Raw genomic sequence first — 6,645 nt, forward strand, 5'->3', positions numbered from 1 at the left:
CGGGCATTACCCCGTCAAGGGGGGCTGCCCTACGCCGGCAGGTCCGGCCCGTGGCCGTCTTCGGTGCACAGGCACAGACGGTTTCCCTGCGCATCCGTGACCACCACCCAGTTGGGTGCGTGGTCACGGTTCATTGAGGCCCCGGTAGCCGCGGTCTTCTCCAGTACGGAGCCGGACTCGGCCTTGCTCCGGTGGATGTCCAGGTGGATGCGGTTGGCGTTCGGGGTGGAGGTTTCCTGGAACCAGAGCGAGGGGCCGCGGCCGTAGGGGTCGGTGAGATCCCCGAACCTGCCCTTGCGGTAACCGAGGGCGACCCGCCAGAGCTCCGAAATCCCGGCGGGATTGTCCGAATCGATGGCCACTTCCACCGTCCGGTACAGCCCCGGTTGCGCGGTGGCAGCGACTGCGGCGGCCGCCACGCTGGCCGCCGTCGCCGCTTTGACGTCCCTCGGCGTCACCTCGGTGCCGGCGTCATGGGAACTGTAGCGAAGAAAGACCCGGTTGTAGCGCCAGTCCAGGTCCGGGTGGTGGTTCTGCTCTTCGGCGAGGCGCCCGACGGCGGTGATCAGCTCCAGTGCCGCGGCCGCCGTCGGCGCCTTGTACACGGTCACCAGCCCGCCGAGGCGGTACCGCCAGTCCGGCAAGCCCGCCAGCGCTTCGTCGAGCTGGGGGCGGGTGAGGATGTCGTCCGTGGCTGCCATGACAGTCTCCTTGACTGGTTGACCGACAAGACTGGCGGCCTACCGGGAGCGGCCGGACTCAGAGGAATTCGGCCCGGCCTTCCATCGCCGAGGACGCCAGCGCGTGCTCGCGGCGCGGGATCCTGCCAGCCTTTTTTGCCAGCCTACCGGCGATGACGGCGTGTTTGAAGGCCTCCCCCATGAGCACGGGATTCTGCGCCCGGGTCACGGCCGTGGCCAGCAGCACGGCGTCGCAGCCGATTTCCATCGCCAGGGCCGCGTCCGAGGCCGTGCCGATCCCGGCATCCAGCACCACGGGCACGGACGCGCGCGAGACGATCAGCTCGATGTTGTGCGGGTTCAGGATGCCCAGACCGGTGCCGATCGGGGCGCCCAGCGGCATCACGGCCGTCGCGCCGAGGTTTTCGAGCCGGAGGGCAAGCACGGGGTCGTCGTTGGTGTAGGCGAAGACCTTGAAGCCGCGGGCCACGAGCTGTTCGGTGGCGTCCACGAGTTCGACTGCGTCCGGCAGCAGGGTGTGCTCGTCGGCAATGACTTCGAGCTTGACCCAGTCCGTTTCCAGGGCCTCCCGGGCCAGCTCGGCGGTGAGGACAGCATCCTTGGCGGTGAAACAGCCGGCCGTGTTGGGCAGCACCCGGATCTGCTGGTCCTCGAGCAGCTGGAACAGCGAGCCCGTCTCGGCCGGCGAATAGCGGCGCATCGCCACCGTGGTCAGTTCGGTCCCGGAGGCCACGAGCGCGGCCCCCAGCCCGTCCAGGCTCGGCGCACCGCCGGTACCCATGATGAGGCGGGAGCTGAGCTCCACGCCGTCGACCACGAACGGGTCGGCCACCGCCCCGGTCACCGGTACGGCCGGTGTTCCTGCCAACGTCGTCTCGTTCATGCTGGTCATCCTCCCTGGACTGCCGTGACAAGTTCGACGTCGTCGCCGTCGGCGAGCGCCGTGGCGTGCCACTGGCTGCGCGGCACCACTTCGGCGTTGCGGGCCACGGCGACACCGAGTTTGCCCCCGTCTGCAGCCCGGCCGTCGGGGCCGATGCTGCGGCCCGTGAGCTGGCTGACGAGTGTGCTGACGGAGGCGCCGTCGGCGACGCTCCGCTCCGTTCCGTTCAGTCTGATGTTCATGCTGCTTCCTTGTTGGGGCTGTCTCCGGACGTATCCGGGATGCGGGAAAAACGGTCGGGGCGGAACCCGGCCCAGCGCGGGTCCGGCGTCCCGTCCATGAGTTGCCGGCATACGGCGGCAGCGGCGGGGGTCAGCAGGACGCCGTGCCGGAAGAAACCTGTGGCGATGATCAGTCCCGGGACGTCCCCGCCGCCCGGGCGCGCGACCCGCCCCAGCAACGGGGCGTTGTCCGGGGTGCCGGGCCGGGCCCGGGCCGTGGCTTCCAGCAGCTCCAGCTCGGCGACCGCGGGCACCAGCTGCTGGGCGTCCCGCAGCAGCTGGTAGATGCCGCCGGCAGATACGGCATGCGGATTCGACGGTCCGTCCTCGCGCTGGGTGGCTCCGATCACCACGGTGCCGTCCTGGCGGGGAACGATGTACACCGGAACCCCGCGCACCATGCCCCGCACGGTTGCGGTGAGCAGCGGCTGAAGATGCGGGGGCACGCGAAGGCGCAGGATGTCGCCGTAGACGGGCCGCAGCGGCAGCGCCAGTCCGGCGGGCAGCTCCTCGAGCCCGGCGGCGCCGAGCCCGTTGGCGACGACGGTTTCTGCGGCCCGCACGAAACCGCCACCCGCCAGCCGTACGCCCGCAACCTGTCCGTCCTGCCACAGCAGGCCCGCCGCGCGCCGCCGGATCAAACTCCCGCCCTCCGTGCCGAGCACGCCGGCGAGCCGGGCGATCAGGAGGCGGGGGTCCACCTGGTGATCGGCCGGGATGTCGAAGGCGCACGAGATGCCGGGACTCAGCAGCGGCTCCCGGCTCCGCGCCTCGCGCACTGTCACCGGTTCGACGGTGAGGCCGCAGGCCTGCTGGACTTCCCTCAGGTCCGCGAGCGCGCGCCGGTCCGCCGCGTCGGCCCCGACGGCCAGGGTCGGCGTCGTCAGGTAGCCGGTACCGGCCCGGCATTCCGTGCCCCCGGCACCGGCGTCCATCCCCGCACCGGCGTCGACTTCGGCAGCGAATCCGGGCCACAGCCCGGAGGACTCAAGCATCAGCTCCAGGAGCTGCTCCTCCTGGTAGTGCAGCTCGCTCACGGGGGCCAGCATGCCGGCCGCGGCCCAGCTGGCTCCGCTGCCGGGAGCATCATCGATCAGCACCACGGACCGGCCCGCGCGGCTGGCCTCGAACGCGATGCCGTGGCCGATCACGCCGCCGCCGATCACGGCAACGTCTGCGGTGATGTCTGTGGTGATGCCTTCGGCGCTGATGTCCCCTGCGGTACCGGGCCCGGCGTCACAAACTCTGGAAGCGGCGTCATTTGCGGCTTCGGCTGCGCGGCCGGCTCGTGAGCCCATAAAAAAATTCCTTCCCTACGCCGGTACTAGCCGGATCAGGTCAAGCGGTCGGCTCTGACGCCCTCTCAGCCGTGCAGCGGCGACATGGCTGCTGCGGGCTCCCGCGGTATGCGCCCAGTTTAGAGGAACTAGGCTGGTGCCATGAGCCAGGACCCCCTCCACACCACCGCCCGCCTCTACCTCTGCACCGACGCCCGCAGGGACCGCGGCGACTTCGAGGACTTCGTTGACGCCGCCTTCGCAGGCGGCGTTGACATCATCCAGCTGCGCGACAAATCGCTCGAGGCGGCGGAGGAACTCGAACTCCTGGAGGTCCTTCACGCGGCAGCACAGCGCCACGGACGGCTGTGGGCCGTCAATGACCGGGCTGACATCGCCTCCTTGTCCGGGGCGCCGGTGTTCCATATCGGCCAAAAGGACATTTCGTTCGACGCCGCCCGCGGCTTCCTGGGCAAGGATGCCGTGATCGGCCTGTCCACCCACAGCCCGAAACAGGTGGACGCCGCCATTGCCGCCTCACCAGGCCGTAAAGGACTCGACTATTTCTGTGTGGGACCCGTGTGGGCGACGCCCACCAAGCCGGGACGCGCCGCCGTCGGCCTCGACCTGGTGCGCTACGCCGCCCAGGCAATCGGCCGGGCGGAAGCGGACGGCACCGGCAAAGTCGACGGGGTCGTGCCGTGGTTCGCGATCGGCGGGGTCGACCTCAGCAACGTCGAGCAGGTAGTCCAGGCCGGCGCCCGGCGGATCGTGGTGGTCCGGGCGATCACCGACGCCGCTGATCCGGCCCACGCCGCGGGTGCACTGCTGGCGGCGCTGGACGCTGCGGAATCCTAGGCAGGTTCCCCGGCCCGCAAGCCCGCCGGCGTTCCGGGCCGCGGCCACCCTGGCCGGCAACCAGGCCTGCACCCTCGCCGGCAACGCGGCTCGCGCTCGGTACTGGACCTACCCGGCCAGCCCCAGCCCTGCCATCCTGCGCGCATGGTTCGCTGCGAGTTCGGCCGTCAGGCCGCTGACCAGCTCCCTGGCGTCGGCGTCGTCCAGCCCCGAGAGCCCGGCGAGGAACTCGTGCTCAAGGCTGACCCGCTGGGCGTGGGTCAGGACCTCACCCAGCAGGCGCCTGGCCCACAGCGCCAGGCGCGACGCGAGCCGGGGGTCATCGGCGAGGGCCGCCTTGAGACGCTCCTGCAGCACGGCCGTAGACTCGCCCGTGGAGCGGACCTGCCCGATCAGCTCCCGGGTCCCGGCGTCGACGTACCGGCCGACGGCGCTGTAAAAGTCAGCGGAGACCGTGTCGATCACGTAGGCCTTCATGAGCGCCTCGTACCAGTCCGCCGGGCGCGTGCGCTCGTGGAAGTGGTCCACTGAGGGCTGGAACGGCAGCATGGCAGCCTCCGTGTCCAGGCCCATGTGCTCGAGCCGGGCGCGGACGAGTTCGTAGTGCTGGAACTCGTCCACGGCCATCCTGCCCAGCACTGCACGGTCATGCAGCGTGGGCGAATACCGGGCGCTCGAGGACAGCCGTTCGAAGGCAGAAAGCTCGCCGTACGCCATGACTCCCAGCAGATCCGCCAGGAAGCTGTTGTAGAGGGCAGGATCGTCCGCAGTTGCGCTCATCATCCAAGACTAATAGCGGAAATCGGGCTACCCTGATTTTCGTGTCCCATCATCGCCTGACCCCCAGTGTCCACGAGCAGCAGAACCAGCTTGCCGGGGCTCTCAAGGCGCTGCGCACCACGCTGGAACTTCCCGGTCCGTTCCCCGAGAACGTGTTGCGCGACGCGGAGGCGGCTGTGGCCGAGCACAAGCTGCCGGACCTGGACCTCACACATGTCGAGTTCGTGACCATTGATCCGGCATCGTCCACTGACCTCGACCAGGCCCTGTTCATCGAACGGAGCGACGGCGGCTACAAGGTGTTCTACGCCATCGCCGACGTCCCGTCCTTTGTCGCCCCGGGCGGCGCGCTCGACGCCGAGACCCGGCGCCGCGGCCAGACCTTCTACACTCCGGACGGCCGGATTCCGCTGCACCCGGAAATCATCAGCGAGGCCGCCGGCAGCCTGCTCGCCGGGCAGCTCTGCGCGGCGTTCGTCTGGGAGTTCGAGCTCGACGCCGCGGCAGAGGTGACCTCAGTCCTCGTGCGCCGGGCACAGGTCCGCAGCCGCGCGAAACTCAGCTACAAAGGCGTCCAGGCCGAGCTCGACGCCGGCACCGCGGCGCCAGTGCTGCAGTTGCTGAAAGAGGTAGGCATCAAGCGGGTGGAGCTGGAACGCCTGCGCGGCGGCGCAAGCCTGAACATGCCGGAACAGGAAATCCAGCAGCTGCCCGACGGCGGCTACCGGATCGTGGCGGCCCCGCCGCTGCCGGTGGAGGACTGGAACGCCCAGATTTCGCTCATGACCGGGATGGCCGCCGCCGCGCTCATGCTCCAGGGCAAGGTCGGCATCCTGCGCACCATGCCCGCCCCGGATGAGGCTTCACTGAGGCACTTCCACCGCCAGACCCACGCTCTCGGCAAGCCCTGGGACGGGGAAATGCGCTACGGCGAGTACCTGCGGACGCTGGACCCCACGGACCCCCGGCAGCTGGCCATTGTGCATTCGGCCGGGATGCTTTTCCGCGGTGCCGGGTACACGCACTTCGACGGCACGGTGCCGGGAGCCGCAGTCCAGTCCGCCATCGGCGCCGCCTACGCCCATTCCACGGCGCCGTTGCGGCGGCTGGTCGACCGCTTCGTGCTGGTGATCTGCGAGGCCCTGAGCAACGGCACCGAAGTTCCGGCCTGGGCCCGGGATGCCCTGCCGTCCCTCCCGGCCATCATGGGCACCTCGGACCAGCTTGCCGCGAAACTGGAGCGGCTGTCGCTGGACACCGTGGAGGCGGCGCTGCTCGTCAACCACGTCGGCCAGGAATTCGACGCCGTCGTCATCTCCGGCCCCAAACCGGCGAAGAGCAACACCAATGGCAGCGGGAACGGGAATGGGAACGGCGGCAAAGCCAACGGCAACGGAAACGGCCCGTCCGGGATCGTCCAGATCGCCGAGCCCGCCGTGACCGCGCGATGCCCCGGCGAACTGGAACCGGGCACGCAAGTCCGTGTCCGGGTGGTGTCCTCAGACATCGCCACACGCGAAATCCAGCTGGAGCTCGTGGGCTGACCGTCCCTTATCAGTCCGCAGCCGGCACGCTCCCGGGGCGTGATGACGGGTCCAGTCGAGGATCCGGGCCTTGTACAGCTGATATGAGTTGAGTCTGTCCTTCACAAACACCTCCGGAGATGTCAGGACGGGATGTATCAGATTCCCTTGAGGACCCGGGGCTGATCCGCGGGGTCCTCCCGACGCCTTCGGAGGTGTTTGTCATGTCTGTTCAGGCCGCGGCGGCCGGTGATTCACCCGTTGTTGTTGCTGTCGATGTTGGCAAGAGGGTGGTCGCGTTGTCGGTCACTGATGCGGCCCGGCACCGCTTGTTGGGTCCGC

At 69.4% G+C, this 6,645-nt stretch carries 7 protein-coding genes and 1 riboswitch; of the genes, 2 read left to right on the forward strand and 5 right to left on the reverse strand.

Annotated elements, in window-relative coordinates:
* Nucleotides 1-29 precede the first annotated feature (29 nt).
* The 4 genes from AC1DR1_RS04855 to thiO all read right to left on the reverse strand — a co-directional run bounded on the left by AC1DR1_RS04855 (nt 30) and on the right by thiO (nt 3,163).
* Nucleotides 30-701, reverse strand: a complete 672-nt coding sequence (locus AC1DR1_RS04855; protein WP_476992240.1) for a 4a-hydroxytetrahydrobiopterin dehydratase — start codon at nt 699-701, stop codon at nt 30-32.
* 58 nt (nt 702-759) lie between these two features.
* Nucleotides 760-1,584, reverse strand: coding sequence for a thiazole synthase (locus AC1DR1_RS04860; RefSeq protein ID WP_476992241.1), 825 nt, complete (start codon nt 1,582-1,584; stop codon nt 760-762).
* A gap of 5 nt (nt 1,585-1,589) precedes the next feature.
* Nucleotides 1,590-1,826, reverse strand: coding sequence for a sulfur carrier protein ThiS (gene thiS, locus AC1DR1_RS04865; protein ID WP_229994168.1), 237 nt, complete (start codon nt 1,824-1,826; stop codon nt 1,590-1,592).
* Nucleotides 1,823-3,163: a glycine oxidase ThiO gene (thiO, locus tag AC1DR1_RS04870; RefSeq protein WP_476992242.1), complete on the reverse strand. Its 1,341-nt coding sequence runs from the start codon at nt 3,161-3,163 to the stop codon at nt 1,823-1,825. Before thiO ends, thiS begins: the two co-directional genes overlap by 4 nt.
* A riboswitch (TPP riboswitch) is annotated at nt 3,158-3,278 on the reverse strand. It overlaps the preceding gene by 6 nt.
* Before the next feature lie 26 nt (nt 3,279-3,304).
* Here thiO and thiE point away from each other — a divergent pair.
* Nucleotides 3,305-4,000, forward strand: a complete 696-nt coding sequence (thiE, locus tag AC1DR1_RS04875) for a thiamine phosphate synthase (RefSeq protein ID WP_476992243.1) — start codon at nt 3,305-3,307, stop codon at nt 3,998-4,000.
* A 108-nt stretch (nt 4,001-4,108) separates the two neighbouring features.
* On the opposite strand, the gene AC1DR1_RS04880 is transcribed toward thiE, so the two are convergent.
* Nucleotides 4,109-4,783 (reverse strand): ferritin-like fold-containing protein, encoded by a 675-nt coding sequence (locus AC1DR1_RS04880; protein WP_414645491.1) that lies wholly within the window; start codon nt 4,781-4,783, stop codon nt 4,109-4,111.
* A 38-nt stretch (nt 4,784-4,821) separates the two neighbouring features.
* On the opposite strand from AC1DR1_RS04880, the gene AC1DR1_RS04885 reads away from it, so the two are divergent.
* Complete coding sequence (locus AC1DR1_RS04885) at nt 4,822-6,324, forward strand: RNB domain-containing ribonuclease (protein WP_364745744.1); 1,503 nt, start codon at nt 4,822-4,824, stop codon at nt 6,322-6,324.
* Nucleotides 6,325-6,645: the final 321 nt, after the last annotated feature.

This window comes from Arthrobacter sp. P4_F10 (assembly GCF_056401435.1).